Genomic DNA, 24305 nt, shown 5'->3' with positions numbered 1-24305 from the left:
TCTCGAGTCTTATACTTTAAAAAACAACTCTGTTATCAAGTAATTACTGATTAGAATAAGAACTGAAGAATTTACTACCGCGGAAGTTGTACTCGTCCCAACTCCTTTTGCTCCTGTACCTGAATAATAACCACTATAACAACTTACTATTGAGATAATAAAACCAAACACTGCTGCTTTTACCAAACCAGAAATGATATCTATTGGTTCTAAAAACTTAAAGCTATTCGTTATATAATTAAAACTATTAAAATCAAGCTTATAAACACTTACCAAATAACCACCCATTACTCCTAATATATCACCTATTAATACTAAACATGGTAATGTAATAACTGCGGCTAGTACTCTTGGAAAAACTAAATATTTTATGGGATCAGTCGACAAAGTATAAAGTGCATCTATTTGTTCAGTCACCCTCATAGTAGCTATTTCAGCAGCAATTGATGCACCAACCCTACCAGCAACCATAAGACCAGCAAGAACTGGTCCAAGCTCTCTAGTTATTGAAAGGACTACCACCGTAGCTATTGAACTTTCAGCCGAGAAACGAGAAAAACCTGTATAACTTTGTAATGCCAGCACAGCACCGGAAAAAAAGGTAGTCATAGCTACAACTGGTAGGGAATAAAAACCTATAGACAATAACTGCTTTAACACTAAGTTGTAGTATAAAGGTTTTTTAAAAATACTAGTGACTCCCGCAATAGTAAATAGAGAAAAAGCCCCTATAGTCCTTGCAAAACCAATAGTATGTTTACCTAATAAATTAACGGTATCAAGAATCATTTTTGTATACTCTCTTATATCTGCTGCCTAGTAGAGTGAGAATTTCATAACCAATGGTATTTATTATATTCGCTATTTTATCTAAAGTACAATAATTCCCTATAATTTCAGCTTGTTGTCCTAGAAAAATTTTGTTTGGTGGTAGTTCAGTAACATCAACAGTAATTGAATCCATTGATACCCTGCCAACTACAGGAGCTGAATGGGAATCAATAACTACTACCCCACAATTACTAAAAGCCCGGGGATAGCCATCAGCATAACCAAGAGGCAAGGTAGCAATTAGTCTATTACTATTTGTTTTAAAGGTCATATTGTAACCAATGTAACTTTCCGGTGGTAATTCTTGCAATTGTATTATTGGAGCAGTCAGTCTTATCGGATTATGCATTGGATTTTTAAATGTATTACCCAAAGGATTAATACCATACAATGCAGCACCAGGGCGTATTAAGTCAAAATGATATTCTTTCCCTAGAAATATACTACTAGAGTTAGCTAGACTAGCTTTGACTTTTGGGAAATATTTTAAATAATGCTTAAACTTTTTTAATTGTTGTAAATTATAAGGATCATCAACTATTTCAGATGCAGATAAATGACTTATAATATACTGCAATTCAAGACCAACTAATAGATCAGGTTTGTCTATTATATGTTGCATTTCTGTGTCAATCATTCCTAAGCGATTCATACCAGTATCAACATGGATTGTACAAGGTAATACTTCTTTTTTAAGAGAGGCAAACTCTTGCCAAATTTCAACTTGTTTTAAACTATTAAGCACAGGAATTAAATTACTATTTCTAAATTCCTCAACGTCATTGCTAAATACACCATTAAACACAAAAATATTAGATTTTTGCCCCAATACTTTACGTAATGATATTCCTTCATCAACTGAGGTTACAAAAAAACTCTGACAATTCTCCATCTGTAAGGCTGGTGCGATAGCATCAGCACCAAGTCCATAGCTGTTAGCCTTTACCACGGAGGCAATCTCTGAAGTTTTACAAATTTTAGAAATAATACGATAATTAGCACGAATTTTTGCTAAGTCTATTTCAAGTGTACATCTATCAGTATGCATAAAGTCTTAAATTCTCATGATTTTGTAGATTTTTGTAATGCTGCTATAATAATTGGAGCAACTGATATTACATGGAACTTAGATGGTAAATCAGTAGTTTCTATTGTATCAGTTATATATACGTTCATTATATCAGAATTCTGAATATTTTCTTTGGACATGCTAGAAAGCACTGGGTGAGTTATAAAAGCATTGACAGATAAAGCTCCTACTTCCATTAATAGCTTAGCTCCCTTGCACAGGGTTTCGCCACTATCAACAATATCATCAATTAATACACAATGCTTGCCGGAAACGTTACCTATTATTTCTGACATTTGGCATTTATCAGTAGACCTCTTGACCTCTCTACTTTTATTAATAACAGCTATATTCATGTTAAAAAGCCTATTCACATCACGTACACGTACAAAACCACCAACATCTGGAGATACAATAATAGAATTATTATAAGTTTCAATAATCGGAGCAAATAAACTTATTGGATCAAGATTTTGTATTGGAATTTTAAAAAAACCCTCTAATTGCTGTGAATGCAAATCGACAGTTATTACATGATTAACACCAGCAACTTCCAACATACTCGCTACAAGGCGGCTCGATACTGGAGTAAAACTACAATATCTACGATCTTGGCGGCTGTAACCAAAATACGGTATAACCGCAGTTACTTGTGAAGCTCCTGCTCTTTTTACCGTATCAACTAATAATAAAAGTTCCATCAAGTGGTTATTGGCTGGTCTAGAAGTAGATTGTACTATAACAACATCACACTTATGCATATCTTCAAGGATTTGTACCCTTGTTTCAGTATCATCGAAAGCTGTAATATAAGTTTCCACATATTGACAATTTAGTTCCTCAGCTAAATATCTAGCTAATTTTTTATGACTAAGACCTGCAAGAATTTTCATGCTAATTATAATAATTGGTTTAAGTTTTTGTAGTATATAATAATTATAATTTGCACTAAGTGTTTTATGAAAAATATTTTTATTCAATAGCAGAAAAAATTATTAACTCTTCATTTACGAGTAGTATATCAATCTTCGTAGGTTTTATGACCTCTTTCCCAATTCATCTATTAACTTATCAAAACCACTATTACTGAGAATATTCATGAACTCTGACTGTTGAGAATTGATAAGACTAACACCTTCTGTAATAACATCTGAGACTTTTAAATTAGTTTTATCGCTTGTACCCTTTACTTGACGTACTAAGTAATTTACTTTAGCAGTTCCTATTAACATTTCTACCATAAACTCTCCTTCATCAAGAACACGTACTTGTTGGACTTTAGGTTCTTGACCTTGGTAATTCTTTACTAAATCAGCATAGGCCTTGCTTACATAATTACTGTAAATTTCTGTGAATTGTTTAATTTGTTCAGGAGTTAGAGTTCTTCTATAAACACCAAGGGTGAATTTAGCCATCCAATTCAGATCTAAGTTAGCTAAAATTAGCTTTTTAGTTTTAGCTATTTTGGCATCTTGATCTAAACTCTCATCATTACATACATCTAGCCCATCTCTTATTAGCTGATTAACATAATTATCAACCACCATTTTGTCATCAGTAGCAGAATAGGCTGACAAAGATAGACAACTTAAAATTAAGCAAACAATAATTTTTTTCATAAGTAACTACTCTTAATTAGGTTTAGGGCATTTAAATTGATTAGGATAGACAATTACCGATTCACGATTTTGATGCGTAGCTGATCTTACAGCTATGTAAGGGTCAGTAGAACTACATCCTATATAGTCAGTAAACGGTAATAATCCTAACCTAGTATCTATAACTTGTACACTAGAAACTATGATTTCAAAATCTCTATGTACCGCGTACATTATAGGATTTAAGTAACTATTTGTAAATATAGCATCTGTACTATCTCTTGCATTAGTACTACCAAAAAATGGTATGACTAAATATGGTCCAGGACCAACTCCATAGTGGGCAAAAGTACTACCCAAAGTTTGTTTGGTAACTCTCAATCCAATTTTATCTGCTACATCAAATAACCCACCTATACCAAACGTAGCATTGATTAAAAATCTCCATAAGCTTTTCATAGTTTGGTCATAATTCATCTGTAGGCCATAATTGACGGCAGTCAAAGGCACACTAATATTATCTAGAAAACTGCTCACTCTAGCCCTAGTATAATTATTACTAATTCGTTTATAGCCTATACTAATAGGGCGTAAGAATAGATAGTCTAAAACAGAATTAAAGGCAAAAAATTTACGATTTAGTTTCTCATAAGGGTCATAGACTTGAGTACATCCCTTACCTTCATTATAAACATACCTAAAATCTTCATCATCTTGAGTATTTTGAGTACTCGCTATTGCAGTTATAGTAGAAAAATTAACTAACAACAGTAATATAAATTGCTTCATGGCATCATTAATGGTTTTTCTTACAAATCACCATATAGTATTTATCATTTTTTTCTAGAGCTAATTCTTCACTATTTAATATGGTAAACTTAGTTTGACCTAAAGCTTTCTTAATATCTGCTATAGTAAAAATAAATTCTTTTCTCTTTAATGAAAGGTTTGTGACGTTATCTATTGGTAAACAAAATGCAAAATATCCTAATACATTAACTATAGAATAAATAGAATTAAAGTAATCTAATAGGTTTTTAGTAAACGCAAGAGAGTTAAAACTCAGTACTACATCATATTTATTAGAGTCGTGTTTAATAAAATCCGATATTGAAATTTCTAATAACTGTTCATAAATATTGCCATATACGGTAACAAGCTTATTCATAATTTCTGAATTTTCAACACCGGTAAAAGTAAAGCCATCAGGAAAACGCTTTGTCACTTCATAACCCACTAAGCCTATATTACTACCTAACTCCAAAATATGGTAATTATCAGGTAAGTCTGTTATGTTATTCATAGTTGTACTTACAAAACTGTAAGGTAGGTATAGTTTATTATTACTACGAAATTTATTGCCATAATATTCAGCGGTAAGATTTTTATATTGATGCCAAATTTGCGGTGGAATCTCTGACAAATTATTATAATTTTGTATAAAAGATGCTAACTTTATTTGATCAGCTTCAAAAGCTCTTTGTAGATGATACAAAGCTTTTTCATAGTTATTTTTTAAGAAATATGTCCAACCAAGCCAATAATTAGCTTGATGGTCGTTAGGAGAAAGAATTTTATCAACCAATTTAAGCCTTAGTATAGCGTCATTTAAGTTATTTTTATACAAATGTTCTATACCAAGATTAAAATTAGTTTCTTTTAAGTGTGTTACCTTATATTTTACATCGACAAAATAATTGATAGATGTAAAGATTTTCTCCCTATACCAAGATGGGAAATTCTTACTATAATTATAGTATAATTTTATTTTGTCTTTTATTGAGCCGTAACTGTTACGAATAATTTTGCTGCCGAACATAAATTGCTATAAATTTGATTTTTTAAACATATATTCATCATATGATAACATATATATCAAATGACACTAATACTTAATAGTAATAAATTATATAAAATAAATCATATTGTACTAAATTCTGCTTTCAAGAATTGTTTTTTTTAACAATTATAGTATAATACACCCCAATTTTGGATAAGAATTAACAAATTCTTATCCAAAATTCGCGTAATACGAAAATAATTATAAGGTTTTATAGAATCATGCCACTTATTGCTAAACGCTTAGATCTAATAAAACCATCTCCAACTTTAGCTTTAGTAAAAAAAACATTTGAACTAAAAAAGCTAGGTAGAGATATAATCTCTCTTGGGGCTGGTGAACCTGACTTTGACACACCCAATAATATCAAAGAGGCTGCAATTAAAGCACTGCGAGATGGTTTCACAAAATATACTAATGTTGATGGCATTTTGGAGCTAAAACAAGCAGTACAGACTAAATTCAAGTATGAAAATAATTTAGATTATGATCTAGATGAAATAATCGTGTCAAGCGGTGGTAAACAAGTAATCTATAATTTATTTATGGCTTCCCTTAACCAAGGGGACGAAGTAATTATTCCCAGTCCTTACTGGGTCTCATATCCAGATATGGTAATGTTAGCTGAAGGGATTCCAGTATTTGTTAATTGTGGCATTGACAACAATTTTAAACTTACCGTTGAAGCTCTAGAACAAGTAATTACCCAAAAAACTAAATGGTTAATTATTAATTCACCAAGTAATCCAACAGGGACTGCATACTCTTACCAAGAGTTAGCAGATATTGCTGAGTTACTACGCAAATATCCCAATGTAAATGTTATGTCAGATGATATTTACGAGCATATTATTTTTGATGATTTTAAATTTTATACTTTTACCCAAGTAGCACCGGATTTAAAAGATCGAATATTTACGATAAATGGTGTATCAAAAGCTTATTCTATGACAGGATGGCGTATAGGATATGGGGCTGGTCCTAAATCATTAATTAAGGCAATGACTATTATTCAGTCACAAAGTACTTCTAACCCCTGCTCTATAAGCCAAATGGCAGCTATTGAAGCTTTAACTGGCACTCAAGATTTTATTAGACCTAATGCAAAAAACTTTCAAAAAAAACGTGACCTAACCTTATCAATTCTAAGTGATACTAAGGGTATTAGTTGCGATAAACCAGCAGGAGCATTTTATCTATTTCCTAAATGTAATGAATTATTTGGTTTGAAAACGCCTACTAGTAAAATTATCAAAAATAGTAACGATTTTGGAGAATATCTGCTTGAAGAATGTAACGTTGCGGTTATTCCTGGTATTGCATTTGGTCTAGAAGGTTATTTTAGAATTTCATACGCAACTTCGATAGAAAATTTGGAGCAAGCATGCTCGCGTATAAAGAATGCTTGTAATCAATTAACGTGATAAAAAAAATCCTTAAAAAAAACAATTTTGTACTTAGTGTAGTTACTAAGATGCTGTATACTTATTTGAGAGTGGTTTATTTTACCTGTCGCTGGCAATTTGTTTTTTCAGATAATTACAATAAGCAAGAATTTTTGGCACAAAAAGGGGTGATTTTTGCCTTTTGGCATAACAGACTTGCTTTCGGTCCAGGAATATTTGCTGGTCATAAAGATATTTATGCACTTATTTCTCCTCATTCGGATGGTAAAATAATTGGTAATATTGTCAATAAGTTTGGCTTTGGGGTAATAAATGGTTCGACTAATAAAAATTCCGTAGCAGCTTTAAAAACAATTGTCAAAAAGTTACATAACGGTAGTAATATAGTGATCACACCAGATGGTCCACGTGGACCTATTTATAAAATAAATAGTAATATTAACAAAATTGCTCAAAAATATAATATAAAATTGATACCAGTTTCTTGTAGTGCTTCTAGATATTTTTTACTCAAAAGTTGGGATAAACTGATTATGCCTCTACCTTTTGGTAAAATAACAACTTTTATAGGCTTACCACTAGCTTTTGTAGGAAATGAAAACCAAGACAATATTAATTTAGCACAAGCATTAACAGGGTTGAAGTAAATCTATCTATGATCTATTTATACCATATCTTAAGTTTTCTACTTCTTCCAGTGTATTTTTTTTTATTAGTATTAAGAGTTATTGTTGGTAAAGAAGAGATAAAAAATATTGGTGAACGTTTTGCTATTGGGCATACACATACTAAACGAAATGAAACTTTAGTTTGGATACATACAGCCAGTGTAGGGGAATCTATTATAGCTTTTACCTTAGTTGAAAATATTAATAATCTTTGGTTAAAAAGAACTATGCCAAAAACCTCCTTAAAGTTTTTGGTTACTTCGGGAACTAGATCTTCTGGAAAAATATTACAACAAAAACTACCGCAAAATGCCATTCATCAATTCATTCCTATAGACAATATTATTTTTGTTAAAAAGTTTTTTAGAAATTGGCAACCAAACCTAGGAATTTTTGTTGAATCAGAGTTATGGCCATGTCTCATTAGTGAAGGGGCAAAACATTGTGAACTATTATTATTGAATGCACGTATTTCTGATAAATCATTTGAATCGTGGAAAAAAATAAGTTCATTTTTTAGGTTAGTTACCACTAACTTTAGTAAGATTATCGTGCAAAGTAACCGTGATTTCCAGAAATTTACGCAACTTGGTGTGACAAATATAGTTAATTTAGGTAACATTAAATTTGCCAACAAAAAATTACCTGTACATGAACAAGAGTTAACAATTTTAACACAACATATGAGTGGTAAAAGAGTTATTGTATTTGCTAGCACCCACCTAGACGATGAGGTAGTAGTACTTAATATTATAAAACCAATAAAACAACGACACCCAGATTGCTATTTTATTCTAATTCCACGCCATCCTGAGCGTAAGAATGATATAGGAAAAGCGTGTACTCAATTAAATTTAACTTATAGTATCAAGTCCGAACAAAATATACCTATTCTAACTGATGATCTTTACATCGTTGATAAATTTGGAGAACTAGGATTATTTTTTAGCATAGCGTATATCTCATTTGTTGGCGGTTCATTTAAACAAGGTGGACATAACGTACTTGAGCCAGCATATTTTGCCAATTATATTATATTTGGACCAGATATGAGTAATTCTGCTAATATTGCTAATGAAATGCTTACTAATAAAGCTGCTACTCAAATTCGAGATGAAAACGATTTGCTGAATAAAATTGAGTATCTTCTATCTGAGACTGGTACTCAGGAAGCTAAAGTTTATCAGGCTAATGCTTTGGAATTTGTCAATAAAAACCAACAAATTTTAGGTAATTATTTAAATATTATAGAAAAACACTTAGTGGGAAATTAGTGTTATGTTATACTCAGAACATGTGGTATTAGTTGATGAACAAGATAATATCCTTGGAATAGAGGATAAGTTAAAAGCTCATAATTCTAATACTCCATTGCATAGGGGTTTTTCTGTATTTCTTTTCAATAGTCAAAAAGAAATTGTTATACAAAAAAGAAGTTTACTCAAAAAAACTTGGGGTGGATTTTGGTCAAATAGTTTTTGTGGACATCCACAAATTAACGAAACTTATGAACAAGCAATTTATAGGCATGCAAAATTTGAATTAGGTTTAGTAAGCCTACAGAGAGTAGATATTATTGCTAATTATCGCTATAAATTTGCTATAAATAATATTGTAGAAAATGAAATATGCCCGATATATTTAGCTTTATCAGATGATATCATAAAAATAAATGAACAAGAAATAGCAGAAGTAAAATTACTTAAATGGCAAGGTTTTAAGTTATACATAGAGGAATACTCCGAAAATTTTTCCCCTTGGTGTAAGGAAGAGCTTAAAATATTAGAAAATAACGAAATATTCAAAAAATTTATGGATTCATCTTTATAACTATAGTATAAAACTGGACTATGGCTAACCCGACTAATATTTAGCCAAATTCACAAACGTCATTGCGAGTAGCTACTTTAGTAGCGACGAAGCAATCCATAAAAGTGATTAGCAATGGATTGCTTTGTCGGCTTCTGCCTCCTCGCAGTGACACCAGTTTACTATGGCTAAATGCTAAGCGGGTTAGCTATAATGAGTATACTCACCGCAAAAGAATATATAGGGTATTTAGGGGTCATAGCTCAGTTGGTAGAGCGTTTGAATGGCATTCAAAAGGTCGGGGGTTCGATTCCCCCTGTCTCCACCAAATACCTCCAACCTTTCAAAGGTTTTTATAATTTTTTATCTATAGAACAAGAATTTTCAGTAATACAATAGACCTCCTTCGAAACTCTACTTCTGCTGGTGATTTGGACAATGATGCGGTACTCGAATCCGTAACGGAATTAGAGTACGCTGCGGTTCGAGGTGAAGCGTCTCCTTCAAATCCCTCAGCACAAGCAAGTTTCGAAAGAGCAATTATCTTTTATCTAAATTTTATAAAAATAGATAAATATTATTTAATAACAAAAACACGTTTTTGTTGAATAAGTTTATGGCACACTTCAAGTAACTTACGCATACAAGCAACTATCGCAACTTTCTTAGGTTTAAAATTATTAACAAGCCTATCATATAAAATTTTTAAATATTGGAAACCATTCTTACCAGCTAATACTGCCATGTATAAAGCATCTCTAGGTATTTTCCTGCCTCCTCGAATAAATCTTCGTCCTTGCTTATTACCACTATCACGAGCATATGGAGCTATACCAACAATTGATGACAATTCATTGCTACTATAATTTTTATCCCCTAATTCAGGTACAAAACTAATTAGTTTTGTAGCTAAACATTTACCAATACCAGGTACAGTCTCTAATATTTTTACCTTCTCTTTTAACTCTTCTGACTCATCTATTGTTTTGTTTAACTTTTTATCAAGCTCAGCTATTTCATTCTGTAAAAATTTAATGAGCTTTTCTATACTCTCTTTATCAATACCATCAATGCTATGATGTAGTCTTTTCTTTTCATTGCTAAGCATTAATACTAAATCTTCTCGTCTTTGTTGACATCTCTTCAAAGTCTCTGATTCAACTTGATATATATAATTCGCTGAAAGCTGCATCTTATCCGCATAATATGCTAATTTAAATGCATCCTTCCTATCAGTTTTACACAAATTCACCGATTTACTAAAAGAATTAAAACTATATGTATTGACCTTATGTATTTGTTGGTTATTATTATCCAGCTTTTGACAAATCTCAGCTTCGTATCCTCCAGTAGGTTCACATATTATTAGCTTAATCTCTTGCTCTTTTGCTAATTTAATCATCTCTTCATGACCAGCTGCATCATTGGCAAAACGATGATATTTAGGTTTATCTCTTGTATTATATACACATATATCAAGCCAGTTTTTACTTACGTCTAGACCTATTATTTTATTCATGATATAATCTCCTTCTTCTTATTGTGCAAGGCTGCTCTTTTTAAGACCACCTTCTGCAATTTGTTCAAGGTAAACTACCAAAAAGAGGGTACTTATTCTCTTAGCGACTATTTTAGTCAAGGTCTATTCAAGTCACCCTCTTTAATTACTTATAACACATTCTTAAGATATAAGGTCTATTTTTATCGGTTGCTCTTGCTCTCCAATTGCTTCTGTCCTAATTCCCAAGTGGTTCTATCTATTGATAAAACCACTTTCCCTTGAGGAATATAATTTTTCATAAACTTATAATAATCATCAATATTGATATTGTCTTCTTGAAGAAATCTATATACCGCTTTTATTTTTGAATCTAATAATTTATCTCCTTCTATTTCTTGCCATATTTTTATATTTGCTTCCTCGACACAATATTAATGATTTTATTATGCCCTTGAACGTGTTTAGTCTTGTATCTTTCATTTCAAAATGGTTATATAGTAATTCGGCTAGTAACATAGAGTACCACAGATTTTTTTGTGTTCAATCTAAAATACTCTATTTACTAGCTCTTACAACCACGCCATCTCTTTTGTCCAGTAGTATGACTAAATGTACGCCTAGCACCTCGACCCTACGACTCCTGTTACTATCATGATTTTGATTCTATCGTCTATCAACTCTTCATTTACAAGCAGTATACCATTACTTACGTTGGCATTTTTGGTCTACTTTTTCTGTACTCGTCTGTGCTATAACTTTATTTACAAACAGATAGCAAGGTAAAAATAAGAGTGCTAACCCTAAGTTAAACGTTGCTATCTTTAAGAATCCTTTTTTATATATCTCTAAGGACTCTAGACAATCTACTTCCCCATTTATGGAAGGGATTGCCATGAACTTCGATATTAAAATTCCTGCTAAATTAGCAAATGCTGCAAATAACATTATTATACCCATTACCAAGCCTTTTAAGTGTTTAGGTGCAAGTAAAGTTGCTTGTTCTTGTATTAATGGTCCTATACATAGTTCTCCAAGCCCTATAAATGCTATACCACTTACTAAGTATAGTAATCCTATCTTTCCTTCTATATTTGCATTTAAACATCCTATATATAATATAAAAAAGCATATAGCCATGGTAGAAATACCAAAAGCAAATATAGGAGTGGCATATTTTTTATCAAATTTCATATATGCCCCTAATAGAGAACCAAATATTATAATTGAAAAAGGGTTTATTGCTTGAAAAGCAGCAGGTGGAATTGTTAAACCCAATATTTCATTTACAACATTTCTTTGAGTAAATAAGTTGACTAGTGAGCCAAGTTGCATTTCTAATGCAAAAAAACACATAAAAAATGTAATTAGTATTAATAATACTGTTAATCTTTTTCTTTGTAGTGGCGATGATTTTACTATTATGTAAATAAATATACCTAAAATTAGAATACCACACAAAGCAAGTATATTAGCAAAGAACTCACTTGATATAAGCATTCTAGCAACTACAAGAGCAAAAAGAAGGCTAGCTATCATTAATATAGTAAAAATATTTAACCCTAGTATTTTCTTATTCATCAGTTCTGGTCGTGGGGAAATACCATTATCTCCTAACAAATGTTGAAATTTGATAAAAATAGTAAGTCCTAAGATCATACCACCCCCAGCTATACCAAAACCATAGTGCCAACCATATAAATAAGCTATATAACTACATGATATGGATGCCATGAATGATCCTAGATTTACACCTACATAAAATAAAGTAAATCCTCTACTTCGTTCTGGGTCGTCTTCCTTGTAACATGAACCTAACAAATTAGTTATATTCCCTTTAAACATACCAGTACCTACAGCAATTAACGCCAGGCCTATATATATTAGCTCAGACTCCAATTCAACTAAAGTTAAGGACAGGTGACCAATAGTGATAATGATACCGCCAAGTAGTACCATATTACGAAATCCTGTTAATTTGTCAGCGAGGAAGCCGCCAAGCACAGGACCTGCATAACCAACCGCTGCAAATAATGAATAGATGGCATAAGCTTTTGCATCTTCATACCCTAGACGGGAAGTCAAGAAAAGCACTAAAAGAGACCTCATCCCATAACAACTAAACCGCTCCCACATTTCAACAAAGAATAGTATTATTAAAAATTTGGGAAACCTCGTTGAATTTGGTACATTTAAAATTGTACTCATAAAACACCTACAATATAATGTTAGAATTTGAATGTTATATGAAAGTAGGTCATTCTAAGGTCAAGCCAAAGAACTTACTAAAACTTAATAAGATTCTTTAGCACGCACGTCAAACGACAGCATTTTTCAATAACATTTTTTAAAAATTCACATAAATTAAGCGAGAAAACAAAAAATCGCGGTTAAATTATGTGTTGTTAAATTAAGAATTAAAGCTTTTTGGAAAAATAGAAATAAGGTGATTAGCACCAATACATGTGAAAATGATGAGGATATGCGGCAAAAGGAAAGAAGATAGAATTTTCGTTAGTATTTTTAACGATTATTGATAATCGAGGGTTTTTTAAATCATCTGATTCTTTTAACATAAAAATAACCTATAATAGATAGAAAATGTTATGCCATATATTTAATATGACATATTTAGTATAATATAGTAGGAAAAAGAGTCAAGTAATTTAAATATAAAGAATTTAAAATACGGTAGCATTTCACAAGCTTCTATAGTAGAATGAGCAAATTTACTCTGTATAAAAAGGTTATTAGTATGTTAAAAAATTATTCGTGTTTAAAGGGAATCGTATCACAGGATTTAGAAGATCATATAAAACACACAATGACTCATCATAATCTTATAGTACAAGCTAATGGATTAGACTATCAAGTAAATATAGACACTCAGTCCGATTCGATACCTAATGTTAAGGTGTACTATACCGATCAGTTTAGTAATGAGCTATTAACTAATTTAGATAAACTAGGAAATGAAGGATTATTTAGTTTGGATAAGTTACCTTACACTTCTAGGCTTGATTATCTTCGTAGTGAAATTTTAAAAGTAGCTGATTTAAAGAATATGCTACCAAAATCATGGCAAGAAATATCAGCTTTGTTAGACCAATATCTTATATGTGGTACAAAAGTGTGTATTTTAGGTGAATCGTATTATGATAGTGAAACAATACAAGAGATACCTTATGGCTTACATCTAAGACAAACATATAATCATCTACCTCCTAGAGGTATACATGATATACATATGAACCAAGGTACTTCTTTAATAATGCCGCAAAGTGCAAGTAATGGTATTTATCAAGATGGAGCTATATTTGTAGAAACGCCTAATAATACAAATAAAGCTTTCTTCTTTAAATTCACGGAGCAATCTTTGGTTACTGATGATGACGGTAACCCTCTTGATGAACAAGGTAAGTCAAAAGCTTGGGCAGATGAATAGGCTCTTAATACAGATAGGTAGGAACAGGAAAAGATTGTTATGAAAAATTATAGAATTGAAACTGATTCATTTGGAGAAATTAAAGTAGATAATCAATCTTACTGGGGTGCGGGAACTCAAAGGTCTCTTGAAAATTTTAAGATAGGTAATCAAAAAATGCCTATCCAATTGATTAAGGCATTGGCAATTTTAAAAAAATGTGCAGCAAAGGTCAATAAGGAATTAGGTGATCTTAAGCCTGAAATAGCAGAATCAATAGATCAAGCTACCACTAGAATATTAGATGGGGAATTTGATGATCAATTTCCTTTAGTAGTATGGCAGACCGGGTCTGGTACACAGACTAATATGAATATGAATGAAGTAATCGCCTCTATTGGTAATGAACAGCTAGTAGGTAAAAAGGGTGGTAAATCACCAATTCACCCTAATGATCATGTGAATATGGCACAATCATCCAATGACTCCTTCCCAACTGCTATGCATATAGCAACCGTACTTGCTAGTAAGCAACAATTGATTCCAGCCTTAACAAATCTGCATTCGGCGTTAAATACCAAATCTCAAGCTTGGAATAAAATAGTTAAGATAGGGCGTACTCATCTACAGGATGCCACGCCAATAACGCTTGGGCAAGAATTCTCTGGTTATGTAACACAAATAGCATATGCCATAGAACGAGTTGAAGAATCACTCAAAAGAGTATATTTTTTGGCACAAGGTGGAACTGCAGTAGGTACTGGTATTAATTGCCGTAAAGAATTTGCGATAAAATTTTCTGATAAAGTTGCCTCATATACTAACTATCCGTTCAAAAGTGCTGCTAATAAATTTGAAGCACTAGCTACTCATGACGCATTAGTAGAATTCTCTAGTACCCTAAATACTATAGCGGTAAGTTTAATGAAAATTGCCAATGACATTAGACTGTTAGGATCAGGGCCAAGATGTGGTTTTGGTGAATTACATCTACCAGAAAATGAACCTGGTTCGTCAATTATGCCAGGTAAGGTCAACCCAACACAAATTGAAGCATTAACTATGGTTTGTGTTCAGGTCATGGGAAATAATCTTGCAGTAACTGTAGCCGGATCAAACGGTTGTCTCGAGCTAAATACCTTTAAGCCTGTTATAATATATAATATTTTGCAGTCAATAGAGTTAATTTCTTCTAGCATCAATAGTTTTGTTACGCATTGTATTGAAGGTCTGAAGCCAAATATAGAACGTATTGATAAGCTGAGAGAGCAATCGTTGATGTTAGTAACAGCATTAAATCCACATATAGGTTATGATAATGCGGCAAAAGTTGCAAAAAAAGCCTATCAAGAAGGCATAACTTTAAGAGAAGCGGCTATAAAATTAAATTTTTTATCAGGTGAAGAGTTTGATAGCTTAGTGCTAGCAGAAAATATGGTATGATATAATGGGCAGATGAAGTCTTGCAAGAAGTCTATTGACATATATCACGATATATGTCAATGTTACGTACATTATATGTATAATAAGGGGAATTTATGGATAATGTTGACATTAGGCTACGTATTTCTTCAGAAATTAAGGATGAAGCAGAATTAGTATTTCATGAGATGGGTATGACATTGTCTGAAGCTATCAGGATATTTATAAAGCAATCCATCAATTCTAGAGGACTACCCTTTAGACCACATGTAAAAAAGCCAAACCTTGAAACTTTACAAGCATTTAAAGAAAGTGAAGAAGGTGATTACACTAAGTCTTCCTTGGCTGAATTTAAACAATCTTTAAATATTGACTAAAGTTGAAACAGATTATACAGGTTACAGTTTTTAAGCGTGACTTAAAGCGTATTGTTAAAAGAAATAAAGATTTAAAAAAACTATATATAGGTGGTAGAAATATTGGTACAAGGTATTCCTTTGCCAAGTAAATATCGTTCACACAAATTAATTGGAAATTATGGTTCGAAATATGAATGTCATATTGAACCTGACTGGCTTCTTATTTATGAAATAACTGATGACTTAGTTATATTACACCGCAGTGGTACTCATGTTGATTTATTCGAGTAATTTAAAACAACTCTTAACTATAAGGAAGGTTATTTTATGGTAGAAATTTTTGGATTCTTTACTATACTAACAACAATTTAACTTAACAGGTAGAGTATTATTATGGCTTTACATTTCAAAGCACTAGAGAATATAGTTCTTAAACCAGTTATTACAGTATTTGGTGTTGGGGGAGCTGGTGGTAATGCGGTAAATAATATGGTACTTGCAAAATTACAAGGAGCAAATTTTGTTGTTGCTAATACTGATGCACAATCACTGGAACATTCTTTATGTGATAATAAAATACAGTTAGGAGTTGCTATTACTAAGGGTCTTGGAGCTGGTGCATCTCCAGAGATTGGTGCTTTAGCCGCTGAAGAATCAGCTAACGAGATTAAGGGATACTTAGAGGGTAGCAATATGGTGTTTATCACTGCCGGGATGGGTGGAGGCACTGGTACAGGCGCTTCTCCGGTTGTTGCAAAGATAGCCAAGGAACTAGGAATTCTTACTGTCGGAGTGGTAACTAAGCCTTTTCATTTTGAAGGAAAGCATAGAATTAGAACTGCCGAGCAAGGTTTACTAGATTTACAGAAATTTGTTGATACTTTGATAGTAATACCGAATCAAAATTTATTTCGTATAGCAAATGAGAGTACTACATTTGCAGATGCCTTTAAAATGGCAGATGATGTATTACATGCTGGAGTTAGAGGGGTTACTGATTTGATGATTATGCCAGGGCTTATCAATCTAGATTTTGCCGACATTAGAACGGTGATGAGCGAAATGGGTAAAGCTATGATGGGTACAGGGGAATCCTCTGGCGAGGATAGGGCAGTTAAAGCTGCTGAAGCAGCTATCTCTAACCCATTATTAGATCATAACTCAATGCGTGGTGCTAGGGGGGTTTTAATTAACATTACTGGTGGTACGGATATGACATTATTTGAAGTTGATAGTGCTGCTAATAGAATTAGAGAAGAAGTAGGTGATAGCGATGCTAATATTATTTTCGGCTCTACGTTTAATCCAGAATTAAATGGTGTTATTAGAGTATCGGTAGTTGCTACTGGTATTGATGCTGATCACTCAATAAGTAGCAAATCCCAACCTATTGAATTAATAGCAAGTACTACTACGAGTTCTGAACAGATGGATAGTCAGTCCAATTCGATAGAAACAACAATATTAGAAGAAATTCCAGATTTTGCTCAATATACTGGTGAAAAGCCTAGTTTAGTGGATTCTGAAACACAACATTTAAATTTAAGTGTTCAAGCAACATCAATTGATATGCTAAATCAGCAAACTATAAGCAGTAATGATGCAAAATCATCTTTACTAAGTAGAATGTGGAATTCACTCAGATCTAATACTACTCAAACTCAGGAGCAAATAAAAAAGCCTACACCCCCTATTCTTCAGAAGGATAATGTAGAAGTTGATATCCATGATATTCCAACCTTTCTAAGGAAACCAAAATAATTGGTTAACATAATTTATTTTTTTAGGGTAGGCTTTTAAATTACCCTACAATTTTCAACAAATATATTTTACTAAAAATATTTATTGTCTATTATCATCAGATTATCCTATAAGTATAGTGTGCAAAATGACAAAACTAGATTTTAGACATATTTCATCTGTAATAGATGATTATGATGTTTTTTTATTTGATCTTTGGGGAGTGGTAGTAGAAGGTAACCAAATTTATCCCGGAGTAGTTGACAATATTAACAAGATACTTAAACAACAAAAGAAAGTTTTTTTTGTTACTAATGCCCCACGCAACACATTTTCCTTATTTACTAAAATTAACAGCTGGGGCATTAACGCAACGAAAGAAATGATTATTAGTTCTGGTGAAGTAGCAATTGATATGATACTAGAAAGTGATAAAAGATTTGGTATAAAAAATCCTATAGTTTATCATCTTGGTCAAGAAAGTAACGATCTTATGGACGGATTACAGACGCCTACCACCACAAACATAAATGAAGCTAATATTTTGCTGTTAACGCTTTATCGTGATGAAGGAAAAAATTTAAATTTGGATGAGTTTGACGATTTATTAAAAACTGTAGTTAAAAGAAACATGGTTAGCATATGTGCGAACCCAGACCTTGGAATTAGACAACAAGGAATACAGAGATATTGTGCTGGATACTTTGCTGCAAAAATAAAACAATTTGGTGGTGAAGTAATTTTTACCGGCAAACCCTATATAGAAATATATCATAAAGTATTAACCCAATTACCAAATATTGCATTGGAACGTATTCTTATGATAGGCGATACTTTCTATACTGATATTTTAGGAGCGAATAAAGTAGGAATTAATTCAGCTTTAGTATTAACAGGTAATGCTACAAAGTTTCATAACCAGTATCATACTATTGAAGAAAAAATGTACCATTTGGAAATTGCAGCAACTGAGCAGGGAGTAATGCCAAATTTTGTTATTCAATTGACTGCAGATTGACTCAGATACTTGAATACTTTGAAGAATTGCCTCTTGCAAATACTTGCGGGGTATTCGCCACAACTGTTGAAAGTTAAAAAAAACATCTATTAGCGAGGAGACCGTAGGTCGGACGTGTGAGTAGACCTAACCAATTGCTTGGTTAAGCTCCTCCTCAGAACCGGACATGCAGAGCTACCGCATTCCCCCCCGGCTTCCGAAAGGTAAGATAGGCTACAAGCCTATCTTGTTGGTTTTAGAACATTGAAATGGTCTTCCACTCGATTTGGAAAGTCAACCCTTTTGAGCATTTCACCTAATCTTTGCCAAATGACCCAACAGGACAATATACCGCCGCTGCGAAAGTACGCGAATCTTTACAACAAGGTAAATGGCAACTAACATCTGACAAAAAGAGTGTCTATTATACTTTCCCTACCAAAGATGGTCGGTATTTGCCGGTTGTGGCAAAGGATGGTAAAATATTAAAATTTGATTTGCTAGGTTTTGTTGACAAAAATTTTAACGTAACCATATTAAAGTTCCAACGAAATTTAGAAAAGCTAAGAAAGTGGCTGAAGCCTTATCAAATCTAGAAAATATACGCCTAAAATGTTTGATTTTACCAAATAAGCACTCAATTAAATATCGTTCCTTATAATTATGTTTATCATATTCACGTTGTACTTTACGGTTAGATTTTGGTGGTATAACAATCTCACATCCCTTATTTTCTAAACTTTCTACAAATGCACTACTATCGTATCCTTTATCGGCTATCACAGTCGTATTCTGAACATCTTGAGTAAGATTTCCCGCTTGAGTTATATCATTTCTTTGCCCAACAGTTAGTATAAACTTTAATGGATTACCAAGGGCATCAACAAGGGCATGAATTTTAGTACTAAAACCACCTCTACTTCTACCTAAAGCCGCTTCTTCTTGATTACCTTTGATATATCCAGATGAGCAAGCATGTGCCCTCACAATAGTTGCATCAATCATAATTGATTCCATATCTGCATCTACTTTAACATAATCCATTAAATCCTCCCATATATCTTTGTCAACCCATCTCTTAAATCTGCGATAAATACTGTACCAACAACCATAATCATCAGCTATAAGACGCCATTGGCAACCTGTTCTAGGTTCTGTTGACAAAAATTATAGTTAGGCAAGAGGAATAAAAAGTTGCCATAGTAAGAAGAAATGGTAGTTTCTAGTTATCAAAAAAAGGAACTACCAATATGAAGTATTACATAGAAGAACAAGCATGGGAAGTAATTTTATCATTTTTTAAGGAAAGAAATGGTATACACAACAAGAATGAAGAAAAAATGAGACATTTTATTGAAGCAATATGGTTTATTGTTAGAACAGGTTGCCAATGGCGTCTTATAGCTGATGATTATGGTTGTTGGTACAGTATTTATCGCAGATTTAAGAGATGGGTTGACAAAGGTATATGGGAGGATTTAATGGATTATGTTAAAGTAGATGCAGATATGGAATCAATTATGATTGATGCAACTATTGTGAGAGTACATGCTTGCTCATCTGGATATATCAAAGGTAATCAAGAAGAAGCGGCTTTAGGTAGAAGCAGAGGTGGTTTTAGTACTAAAATTCATGCCCTTGTTGATGGCCTTGGTAATCCATTAAAGTTTATACTAACTGCTGGGCAAAGAAATGATATAATACCAATTGCAATAATTAACGCAGTGGTGTAAAATGGGTTTTTAACTGATAAAGGTACTCAAATGGCTAGGTTAATATTACCGCAAGGTTTTCATGGTCATGATTTTATAAAAATGATGAAACATGAGCCGCATGGTCGAAATCGTATACGTTTATTGGCGATGTATTACCTTCAATTAGGCAAATCTTTTAAAGCCATATCTGAAATAGTGAAGTCACACTGGAAAACTGTGCAATCATGGCTCAGAAGATTTAGGAATCATGGTTTTGAAGGATTATTTGAATCACAAAGAAGCGGTGCCCCTAGGAAGATTAACACTATACAAGAGTCTGCTCTTTTTGATAAAATCAATACGCTCAGTGAAAGTAAAACTGGTGGGTATATAACTGGAAAGGAGCTACATATCATGTTACTTGAGGAATATGGTGCTAAATGTACTTTAAAAACAGTCTACAATACTATGCACCGCCTTGGTTTTAGCTGGATTACTTCTCGTTCAATGCATCCAAAGTCAAATCAAGAGACTCAAAATACATATAAAAAAACTTCCCAGACATGCTAACAGAATTATTACCAAAAAATATCGATAGATGTAAAGTTGATATATGGTCTCAGGATGAAACTCGAGTTGGGCAACAAGGTAGCTTAACTCGTATATGGGCTAAGCGTGGCACTAGACCCCGTAAAGTTCGGCAACAGCAATTCATTTCAACATATATTTATGGAGCTGCTTGCCATGATACAGGAGAAGCTTTTGCATTAATTTTACCATATGCAAATACACAGGCAATGAATAAATTCTTAGAAGACCTTTCTCGCAGTATTCAAGGCAACCGACATATAGCTTTACTAACGGATAATGCAGGTTGGCACACAGCCAAAAAACTAACTGTGCCAAGCAATATCACTTTGATACCGCTTCCGCCCTATGCACCGGAACTTAATGCAATGGAACAAGTTTGGGAATGGATCAAAAATCATTTCTTGTCTAACCAATGTTATGGTGTATATGAAGATATCGTCACTATGGCTTGTTACGCTTGGAATCAATTTGCTCATAATGTAGATTTAGTAAAATCAATTATGTATAGAGACTGGATAAATACACCGTGTTAATTATTACAATTGGTATAACTCAAGCGGGAAATCTTACTCAAGATGTTCAGAATATGACTGTGATAGCCGATAAAGGATACGATAGTAGTGCATTTGTAGAAAGTTTAGAAAATAAGGGGTGTAAGATTGTTATACCACCAAAATCTAACCGTAAAGTACAACGTGAATATGATAAACATACTTATAAGGAACGATATTTAATTGAGTGCTTATTTGGTAAAATCAAACATTTTAGGCGTATATTTTCTAGATTTGATAAGGCTTCAGCCACTTTCTTAGCTTTTCTAAATTTCGTTGGAACTTTAATATGGTTACGTTAAAATTTTTGTCAACAGCAATTATCTTTTATCTAAATTTTATAAAAATAGATAAATATTATTTAATAACAAAAACACGTTTTTGTTGAATAAGTTTATGGCACACTTCAAGTAACTTACGCATACAAGCAACTATCGCAACTTTCTTAGGTTTAAAATTATTAACAAGCCTATCATATAAAATTTTTAAATATTGGAAACCATTCTTACCAGCTAATACTGCCATGTATAAAGCATCTCTAGGTATTTTCCTGCCTCCTCGAATAAATCTTCGTCCTTGCTTATTACCACTATCACGAGCATATGGAGCTATACCAACAATTGATGACAATTCATTGCTACTATAATTTTTATCCCCTAATTCAGGTACAAAACTAATTAGTTTTGTAGCTAAACATTTACCAATACCAGGTACAGTCTCTAATATTTTTACCTTCTCTTTTAACTCTTCTGACTCATCTATTGTTTTGTTTAACTTTTTATCAAGCTCAGCTATTTCATTCTGTAAAAATTTAATGAGCTTTTCTATACTCTCTTTATCAATACCATCAATGCTATGATGTAGTCTTTTCTTTTCATTGCTAAGCATTAATACTAAATCTTCTCGTCTTTGTTGACATCTCTTCAAAGTCTCTGATTCAACTTGATATATATAATTCGCTGAAAGCTGCATCTTATCCGCATAATATGCTAATTTAAATGCATCCTTCCTATCAGTTTTACACAAATTCACCGATTTACTAAAAGAATTAAAACTATATGTATTGACCTTATGTATTTGTTGGTTATTATTATCCAGCTTTTGACAAATCTCAGCTTCGTATCCTCCAGTAGGTTCACATATTATTAGCTTAATCTCTTGCTCTTTTGCTAATTTAATCATCTCTTCATGACCAGCTGCATCATTGGCAAAACGATGATATTTAGGTTTATCTCTTGTATTATATACACATATATCAAGCCAGTTTTTACTTACGTCTAGACCTATTATTTTATTCATGATATAATCTCCTTCTTCTTATTGTGCAAGGCTGCTCTTTTTAAGACCACCTTCTGCAATTTGTTCAAGGTAAACTACCAAAAAGAGGGTACTTATTCTCTTAGCGACTATTTTAGTCAAGGTCTATTCAAGTCACCCTCTTTAATTACTTATAACACATTCTTAAGATATAAGAACCTAGGAGTTAAACCACAAATACCATCAGTTGACCGTATCCTTGGGGCTTATCGTGCTTGGAAATGTATGGCAAATCTTGGCAAAGTGGTACTTTCTTCAATCCCTGATATGATAAGTTTTGTCAGTGAGTTACAGAATAATGGCATACCACTACTTCAGTCTTATGCTAATTTATTACAAGTGGTGACTACAGGATTTAATGGTGAAGCAAGGAAAGAAGTTGGTGGGTTGCTTGGTATCGCTGTAGATTCATTGCTTAGTCATAACCATTCTCGTTTTGCAGGAGAATACCCAGTATCTGGTAGCATATTTAAACTTACCAATGCATTTTTTAAACTAAACTTTATGGAATGGTGGGATAATACTTGGAAATCTACAGTTGGTAATTTGTTATCGCATAATTTAGCATCACAAGTCAATAAGTCCTTTAATTCGCTATATCATAATTTACAAACTTTGCTTAATAGATATGGGATTAATGAAAGTAATTGGCATCTTTATCAACATTTAGTACAGCAAATAGACAATAAGCCATATTTAATACCTGATATGGCACTACTACCCGATCATTTACTAGAGCAACATTTACAACAACAAAGTGGTAAAAGTACAATTAGTAGTCTCGATATAACTAGATTCAAGCAAGATTTGACCAATAATTTACGAAGATATTTACTTGATCGGGTTGATACAGCTATTGCCACACTACATATGCTGTGATTAAACATAAACCTCAAGAATTGATAAAGCTACTGGCAAAACATAAAGTAAACCATTGTGAAGAATATTATTATAAAATCCGAAAACAATTTATTAATGGTCAATGATAATGATATAGAAATTGCTGGACATTTTATATATCTTAATAAAACCTGTTATAATGGTCTTTATAGAGTCAATAATAAAGGTAAATTTAATGTGCCTATGGGAACGTATAAAAATCCAGCAATAGTTGATGAAACAAATATAGTAGCTTGTAGTGAATTACTACAAAATGTTGATATAAAACATCAAGATTTCAGCGAAATTTCTCCAAATAAAGGTGATTTTGTTTATTTTGACCCTCCCTATTATCCTATAAATAATAAATCGTTTACTAAATATACAAAATCTGATTTTACAGAAACAGACCAAATTAAACTTTATCAAAAATGTAAAGAGTTAAACGATAAAGGTGTATATTTTATGCTTTCAAATTCCAATATTCCGTTTATAAGGCATATGTATAAAGATTTCTATATAGAGATTATCGAAGCACCTCGTACTATCAATTGTAAAGTTGATGGAAGGAAAAACGCAGAAGAAATTTTGATTAGGAATTATATTTAGCTA

Annotated in this window: 25 protein-coding genes, 1 tRNA gene and 1 pseudogene; 17 read left to right on the top strand and 10 right to left on the bottom strand. The window is 32.5% G+C overall.

The features are described from left to right. Positions 1-9: 9 nt before the first annotated feature. The 6 genes from AAHM80_RS05060 to AAHM80_RS05035 form a co-directional block, all read right to left on the bottom strand. Complete coding sequence (locus tag AAHM80_RS05060; protein ID WP_342259472.1) at positions 10-789, bottom strand: ABC transporter permease; 780 nt, start codon at positions 787-789, stop codon at positions 10-12. Further along, on the bottom strand, positions 779-1879 hold the full coding sequence (locus tag AAHM80_RS05055; protein ID WP_341752140.1) for an alanine racemase: 1101 nt from the start codon (positions 1877-1879) through the stop codon (positions 779-781). Before AAHM80_RS05055 ends, AAHM80_RS05060 begins: the two co-directional genes overlap by 11 nt. Positions 1880-1893: 14 nt before the next feature. Beyond that, on the bottom strand, positions 1894-2793 hold the full coding sequence (locus AAHM80_RS05050) for a ribose-phosphate diphosphokinase (RefSeq protein WP_342259471.1): 900 nt from the start codon (positions 2791-2793) through the stop codon (positions 1894-1896). Positions 2794-2937: 144 nt separating this feature from the next. Further along, positions 2938-3519, bottom strand: a complete 582-nt coding sequence (locus tag AAHM80_RS05045) for a phospholipid-binding protein MlaC (RefSeq protein ID WP_342259470.1) — start codon at positions 3517-3519, stop codon at positions 2938-2940. A gap of 12 nt (positions 3520-3531) precedes the next feature. After that, positions 3532-4287, bottom strand: a complete 756-nt coding sequence (locus AAHM80_RS05040; RefSeq protein ID WP_342259469.1) for a VacJ family lipoprotein — start codon at positions 4285-4287, stop codon at positions 3532-3534. Between the two features lie 7 nt (positions 4288-4294). Then, complete coding sequence (locus AAHM80_RS05035; RefSeq protein WP_342259468.1) at positions 4295-5317, bottom strand: SAM-dependent methyltransferase; 1023 nt, start codon at positions 5315-5317, stop codon at positions 4295-4297. Between the two features lie 242 nt (positions 5318-5559). Here AAHM80_RS05035 and AAHM80_RS05030 point away from each other — a divergent pair, with 242 nt between their 5' ends. From AAHM80_RS05030 to AAHM80_RS05010, 5 genes are all read left to right on the top strand, one after another. Next, entirely contained in the window at positions 5560-6762 is a 1203-nt protein-coding gene (locus AAHM80_RS05030) for a pyridoxal phosphate-dependent aminotransferase (protein WP_342259467.1), read from the top strand. Between the two features lie 50 nt (positions 6763-6812). Then, complete coding sequence (locus AAHM80_RS05025) at positions 6813-7391, top strand: lysophospholipid acyltransferase family protein (RefSeq protein ID WP_342260430.1); 579 nt, start codon at positions 6813-6815, stop codon at positions 7389-7391. Between the two features lie 8 nt (positions 7392-7399). After that, complete coding sequence (gene waaA, locus AAHM80_RS05020; protein ID WP_342259466.1) at positions 7400-8686, top strand: lipid IV(A) 3-deoxy-D-manno-octulosonic acid transferase; 1287 nt, start codon at positions 7400-7402, stop codon at positions 8684-8686. Positions 8687-8690: 4 nt separating this feature from the next. Then, on the top strand, positions 8691-9242 hold the full coding sequence (gene idi, locus AAHM80_RS05015) for an isopentenyl-diphosphate Delta-isomerase (RefSeq protein WP_342259465.1): 552 nt from the start codon (positions 8691-8693) through the stop codon (positions 9240-9242). A gap of 231 nt (positions 9243-9473) precedes the next feature. Then, positions 9474-9549: transfer RNA gene (locus AAHM80_RS05010), tRNA-Ala, on the top strand. A gap of 249 nt (positions 9550-9798) precedes the next feature. Here the strand turns inward: AAHM80_RS05010 and AAHM80_RS05000 are convergent. Next, on the bottom strand, positions 9799-10740 hold the full coding sequence (locus AAHM80_RS05000) for an IS110 family transposase (protein ID WP_342259457.1): 942 nt from the start codon (positions 10738-10740) through the stop codon (positions 9799-9801). A gap of 684 nt (positions 10741-11424) precedes the next feature. Then, complete coding sequence (locus AAHM80_RS04995) at positions 11425-12927, bottom strand: oligopeptide:H+ symporter (protein WP_342259464.1); 1503 nt, start codon at positions 12925-12927, stop codon at positions 11425-11427. 547 nt (positions 12928-13474) lie between these two features. Here AAHM80_RS04995 and AAHM80_RS04990 point away from each other — a divergent pair. The 6 genes and pseudogenes from AAHM80_RS04990 (at position 13475) to AAHM80_RS04965 (ending at position 18682) form a co-directional block, all read left to right on the top strand. Beyond that, the gene (locus AAHM80_RS04990) at positions 13475-14164 is read left to right on the top strand and encodes a DUF2278 family protein (RefSeq protein WP_342259463.1); all 690 of its coding nucleotides are present in this window, start codon (positions 13475-13477) and stop codon (positions 14162-14164) included. 39 nt (positions 14165-14203) lie between these two features. Further along, positions 14204-15586: a class II fumarate hydratase gene (gene fumC, locus AAHM80_RS04985; RefSeq protein ID WP_342259462.1), complete on the top strand. Its 1383-nt coding sequence runs from the start codon at positions 14204-14206 to the stop codon at positions 15584-15586. Positions 15587-15681: 95 nt separating this feature from the next. Then, the gene (locus AAHM80_RS04980; RefSeq protein WP_341747302.1) at positions 15682-15942 is read left to right on the top strand and encodes a type II toxin-antitoxin system RelB/DinJ family antitoxin; all 261 of its coding nucleotides are present in this window, start codon (positions 15682-15684) and stop codon (positions 15940-15942) included. Between the two features lie 90 nt (positions 15943-16032). Then, entirely contained in the window at positions 16033-16215 is a 183-nt protein-coding gene (locus AAHM80_RS04975) for a type II toxin-antitoxin system YafQ family toxin (RefSeq protein WP_341752153.1), read from the top strand. A gap of 102 nt (positions 16216-16317) precedes the next feature. After that, positions 16318-17290, top strand: a pseudogene (gene ftsZ, locus AAHM80_RS04970) (cell division protein FtsZ); the annotation flags it as partial. Positions 17291-17812: 522 nt separating this feature from the next. Next, positions 17813-18682 (top strand): TIGR01459 family HAD-type hydrolase, encoded by an 870-nt coding sequence (locus AAHM80_RS04965; RefSeq protein WP_342259461.1) that lies wholly within the window; start codon positions 17813-17815, stop codon positions 18680-18682. A gap of 501 nt (positions 18683-19183) precedes the next feature. Here the strand turns inward: AAHM80_RS04965 and AAHM80_RS04960 are convergent. Further along, complete coding sequence (locus AAHM80_RS04960; RefSeq protein ID WP_342259460.1) at positions 19184-19825, bottom strand: IS5 family transposase; 642 nt, start codon at positions 19823-19825, stop codon at positions 19184-19186. An 86-nt stretch (positions 19826-19911) separates the two neighbouring features. Here AAHM80_RS04960 and AAHM80_RS04955 point away from each other — a divergent pair, with 86 nt between their 5' ends. The 4 genes from AAHM80_RS04955 to AAHM80_RS04940 are packed head-to-tail and all read left to right on the top strand — an operon-like array spanning position 19912 to position 21799. Next, a complete protein-coding gene (locus tag AAHM80_RS04955; RefSeq protein WP_342259459.1) occupies positions 19912-20394 on the top strand; it encodes an IS5 family transposase in 483 nt (160 codons plus the stop codon). 30 nt (positions 20395-20424) lie between these two features. Continuing rightward, a complete protein-coding gene (locus AAHM80_RS04950; protein ID WP_342259385.1) occupies positions 20425-20925 on the top strand; it encodes a helix-turn-helix domain-containing protein in 501 nt (166 codons plus the stop codon). Next, positions 20919-21479 carry an IS630 family transposase gene (locus tag AAHM80_RS04945; RefSeq protein ID WP_342259384.1) on the top strand — a complete coding sequence of 187 codons (561 nt, stop codon included), beginning with the start codon at positions 20919-20921 and terminating at the stop codon, positions 21477-21479. Before AAHM80_RS04950 ends, AAHM80_RS04945 begins: the two co-directional genes overlap by 7 nt. Next, entirely contained in the window at positions 21473-21799 is a 327-nt protein-coding gene (locus AAHM80_RS04940; protein ID WP_342259458.1) for a transposase, read from the top strand. The genes AAHM80_RS04945 and AAHM80_RS04940 overlap by 7 nt, the downstream gene beginning before the upstream one ends. 55 nt (positions 21800-21854) lie before the next feature. Here the strand turns inward: AAHM80_RS04940 and AAHM80_RS04935 are convergent, their stop codons facing one another. Next, positions 21855-22796: an IS110 family transposase gene (locus AAHM80_RS04935; protein WP_342259457.1), complete on the bottom strand. Its 942-nt coding sequence runs from the start codon at positions 22794-22796 to the stop codon at positions 21855-21857. A gap of 60 nt (positions 22797-22856) precedes the next feature. Between AAHM80_RS04935 and AAHM80_RS04930 the strand changes: the two genes are divergently transcribed. Next, on the top strand, positions 22857-23693 hold the full coding sequence (locus tag AAHM80_RS04930; protein WP_342259456.1) for a hypothetical protein: 837 nt from the start codon (positions 22857-22859) through the stop codon (positions 23691-23693). Positions 23694-23789: 96 nt separating this feature from the next. Beyond that, complete coding sequence (locus AAHM80_RS04925) at positions 23790-24302, top strand: Dam family site-specific DNA-(adenine-N6)-methyltransferase (protein ID WP_342259455.1); 513 nt, start codon at positions 23790-23792, stop codon at positions 24300-24302. The last annotated feature ends 3 nt before the right edge of the window (positions 24303-24305 follow it).

Origin of the sequence: Candidatus Tisiphia endosymbiont of Metellina segmentata (genome assembly GCF_964030715.1) — a bacterium.
Taxonomy (GTDB): domain Bacteria; phylum Pseudomonadota; class Alphaproteobacteria; order Rickettsiales; family Rickettsiaceae; genus Tisiphia.
This window is presented reverse-complemented; position numbering and strand designations above follow the sequence as displayed.

Bases quoted from the DNA above. Each gene is read 5' to 3' on its own strand.
- AAHM80_RS05060 (WP_342259472.1), bottom strand. From the start codon at position 789: ATGATTCTTGATACCGTTAATTTATTAGGTAAACATACTATTGGTTTT.
- AAHM80_RS05055 (WP_341752140.1), bottom strand. From the start codon at position 1,879: ATGCATACTGATAGATGTACACTTGAAATAGACTTAGCAAAAATTCGT.
- AAHM80_RS05050 (WP_342259471.1), bottom strand. From the start codon at position 2,793: ATGAAAATTCTTGCAGGTCTTAGTCATAAAAAATTAGCTAGATATTTA.
- AAHM80_RS05045 (WP_342259470.1), bottom strand. From the start codon at position 3,519: ATGAAAAAAATTATTGTTTGCTTAATTTTAAGTTGTCTATCTTTGTCA.
- AAHM80_RS05040 (WP_342259469.1), bottom strand. From the start codon at position 4,287: ATGAAGCAATTTATATTACTGTTGTTAGTTAATTTTTCTACTATAACT.
- AAHM80_RS05035 (WP_342259468.1), bottom strand. From the start codon at position 5,317: ATGTTCGGCAGCAAAATTATTCGTAACAGTTACGGCTCAATAAAAGAC.
- AAHM80_RS05030 (WP_342259467.1), top strand. From the start codon at position 5,560: ATGCCACTTATTGCTAAACGCTTAGATCTAATAAAACCATCTCCAACT.
- AAHM80_RS05025 (WP_342260430.1), top strand. From the start codon at position 6,813: ATGCTGTATACTTATTTGAGAGTGGTTTATTTTACCTGTCGCTGGCAA.
- waaA (WP_342259466.1), top strand. From the start codon at position 7,400: ATGATCTATTTATACCATATCTTAAGTTTTCTACTTCTTCCAGTGTAT.
- idi (WP_342259465.1), top strand. From the start codon at position 8,691: ATGTTATACTCAGAACATGTGGTATTAGTTGATGAACAAGATAATATC.
- AAHM80_RS05000 (WP_342259457.1), bottom strand. From the start codon at position 10,740: ATGAATAAAATAATAGGTCTAGACGTAAGTAAAAACTGGCTTGATATA.
- AAHM80_RS04995 (WP_342259464.1), bottom strand. From the start codon at position 12,927: ATGAGTACAATTTTAAATGTACCAAATTCAACGAGGTTTCCCAAATTT.
- AAHM80_RS04990 (WP_342259463.1), top strand. From the start codon at position 13,475: ATGTTAAAAAATTATTCGTGTTTAAAGGGAATCGTATCACAGGATTTA.
- fumC (WP_342259462.1), top strand. From the start codon at position 14,204: ATGAAAAATTATAGAATTGAAACTGATTCATTTGGAGAAATTAAAGTA.
- AAHM80_RS04980 (WP_341747302.1), top strand. From the start codon at position 15,682: ATGGATAATGTTGACATTAGGCTACGTATTTCTTCAGAAATTAAGGAT.
- AAHM80_RS04965 (WP_342259461.1), top strand. From the start codon at position 17,813: ATGACAAAACTAGATTTTAGACATATTTCATCTGTAATAGATGATTAT.
- AAHM80_RS04955 (WP_342259459.1), top strand. From the start codon at position 19,912: ATGAAGTATTACATAGAAGAACAAGCATGGGAAGTAATTTTATCATTT.
- AAHM80_RS04950 (WP_342259385.1), top strand. From the start codon at position 20,425: ATGGCTAGGTTAATATTACCGCAAGGTTTTCATGGTCATGATTTTATA.
- AAHM80_RS04945 (WP_342259384.1), top strand. From the start codon at position 20,919: ATGCTAACAGAATTATTACCAAAAAATATCGATAGATGTAAAGTTGAT.
- AAHM80_RS04935 (WP_342259457.1), bottom strand. From the start codon at position 22,796: ATGAATAAAATAATAGGTCTAGACGTAAGTAAAAACTGGCTTGATATA.
- AAHM80_RS04925 (WP_342259455.1), top strand. From the start codon at position 23,790: ATGGTCAATGATAATGATATAGAAATTGCTGGACATTTTATATATCTT.